We start from the raw sequence: 1,896 nt of genomic DNA on the forward strand, positions 1-1,896 counted from the left end.
ACGCCGCACACGGCGTCGGGGGCCTTCTCCTCGGAGAGCGGGGGGCGGAGCCCCGAAGCGCGGGACGACGGGCGAGCCTCGTCCGCAGCCTCCCGCCACCCCCTACGGCAGCGCCAGCATCCGCTCCAGCGCCAGCTTCGCGAACTTCTCCGTCTCCGGGTCGACCTGGATCCGGTTGACGAGGTTGCCCTCGGCCAGCGACTCCAGCGTCCACACCAGGTGCGGCAGGTCGATCCGGTTCATCGTCGAGCAGAAGCAGACCGTCTTGTCGAGGAAGACGACCTCCTTGTCCTCGGCCGCGAACCGCTTCGCGAGCCGGCTCACCAGGTTCAGCTCCGTGCCGATCGCCCACTTCGAACCGGCCGGGGCCGCCTCCAGGGCCTTGATGATGTACTCCGTCGAGCCCACGTAGTCGGCTGCGGCCACGACCTCGTGCCTGCACTCCGGGTGCACCAGGACGTTCACACCCGGGATGCGCGCGCGCACGTCCTCGACGGACTCCACCGAGAACCGCCCGTGCACCGAGCAGTGCCCGCGCCACAGGATCATCTTCGCGTCGCGCAGCTCCTGGACGGTCAGGCCGCCGTTCGGCTTGTGCGGGTTGTAGAGGACGCAGTCCTCCAGGGTCATCCCCATGTCCCGTACGGCCGTGTTCCGGCCCAGGTGCTGGTCCGGCAGGAAGAGGACCTTGGCCGCCGAGGGCTCCCCCTGCTCGAAGGCCCACTCCAGCGCGCGCTTCGCGTTCGAGGAGGTGCAGATCGTGCCGCCGTGCCGGCCGGTGAAGGCCTTGATGTCGGCGGAGGAGTTCATGTACGAGACCGGCACGACCTGCTCGGCGACGCCCGCCTCGGTCAGCACGTCCCAGCACTCGGCGACCTGCTCCGCGGTGGCCATGTCGGCCATCGAGCAGCCCGCCGCCAGGTCCGGCAGCACGACCTTCTGGTCGTCACCGGTCAGGATGTCCGCGGACTCCGCCATGAAGTGCACGCCGCAGAAGACGATGTACTCCGCCCCGGGCCGCGCGGCGGCGTCCCGGGCCAGCTTGAACGAGTCGCCGGTGACGTCCGCGAACTGGATGACCTCGTCGCGCTGGTAGTGGTGACCGAGGACGAAGACCTTGTCACCGAGCTTCTCCTTGGCGGCACGGGCGCGCTCCACCAGGTCCGGGTCGGACGGCGAGGGCAGGTCGCCGGGGCATTCGACGCCGCGCTCGCTCCTCGGGTCGGCCTCGCGCCCGAGCAGCAGCAGGGCGAGGGGTGTCGGCTGGACATCCAGGGGCTGGGCGGTGGTCACGACACGCACCCTTTCTTTTCTGCGAACTCTGCGAGCAAACCTTTTCGTCTAATTGACGTTATCTATCATAACCGGCGCACGCCGGATTGACGATGCCGATAGCGTCGATGTGACGCATCCCCCCGAGGGGTGGTGTGCGAGCATGAAAAGAACAGACACGCGCCTGGCCCGGAATGAATCCGCGGCCCCGATGGTTGGACCGTCGGCAAGCAGTCCGTACAACCCGGGAGAGAAGCAGATGTCCGTATCGGACGAGACCACCACCGTGAGCGACGGCATCCTCCTGTCCGACGCCGCCGCAGACAAGGTCAGGACCCTGCTGGAGCAGGAGGGCCGTGACGACCTCGCGCTGCGCGTCGCCGTACAGCCCGGCGGCTGCTCGGGCCTGCGCTACCAGCTCTTCTTCGACGAGCGCTCGCTCGACGGCGACGTCGTGAAGGACTTCGGTGGCGTCAAGGTCGTCACCGACCGGATGAGCGCCCCGTACCTGGGCGGAGCTTCCGTCGACTTCGTGGACACGATCGAGAAGCAGGGCTTCACGATCGACAACCCGAACGCCACGGGCTCCTGCGCCTGCGGTGACTCCTTCAGCTAGACCAGAGA

2 protein-coding genes are annotated in these 1,896 nt (G+C 68.2%); one reads left to right on the forward strand and one right to left on the reverse strand.

What is annotated here, in order from left to right:
• Positions 1-102: 102 nt before the first annotated feature.
• The gene (nadA, locus tag ACFWVP_RS34760; RefSeq protein ID WP_384502164.1) at positions 103-1,302 is read right to left on the reverse strand and encodes a quinolinate synthase NadA; all 1,200 of its coding nucleotides are present in this window, start codon (positions 1,300-1,302) and stop codon (positions 103-105) included.
• Positions 1,303-1,531: 229 nt separating this feature from the next.
• Here nadA and ACFWVP_RS34765 point away from each other — a divergent pair, with 229 nt between their 5' ends.
• Positions 1,532-1,888 (forward strand): iron-sulfur cluster assembly accessory protein, encoded by a 357-nt coding sequence (locus ACFWVP_RS34765; protein WP_056784314.1) that lies wholly within the window; start codon positions 1,532-1,534, stop codon positions 1,886-1,888.
• Positions 1,889-1,896 lie beyond the last annotated feature (8 nt).

This window comes from Streptomyces sp. NPDC058637 (genome assembly GCF_042717325.1).
GTDB lineage: Bacteria > Actinomycetota > Actinomycetes > Streptomycetales > Streptomycetaceae > Streptomyces.

What these genes read in the sequence shown, in the direction of transcription:
- ACFWVP_RS34765 (WP_056784314.1), top strand. Translation starts at nt 1,532, where the DNA reads ATGTCCGTATCGGACGAGACCACCACCGTGAGCGACGGCATCCTCCTG.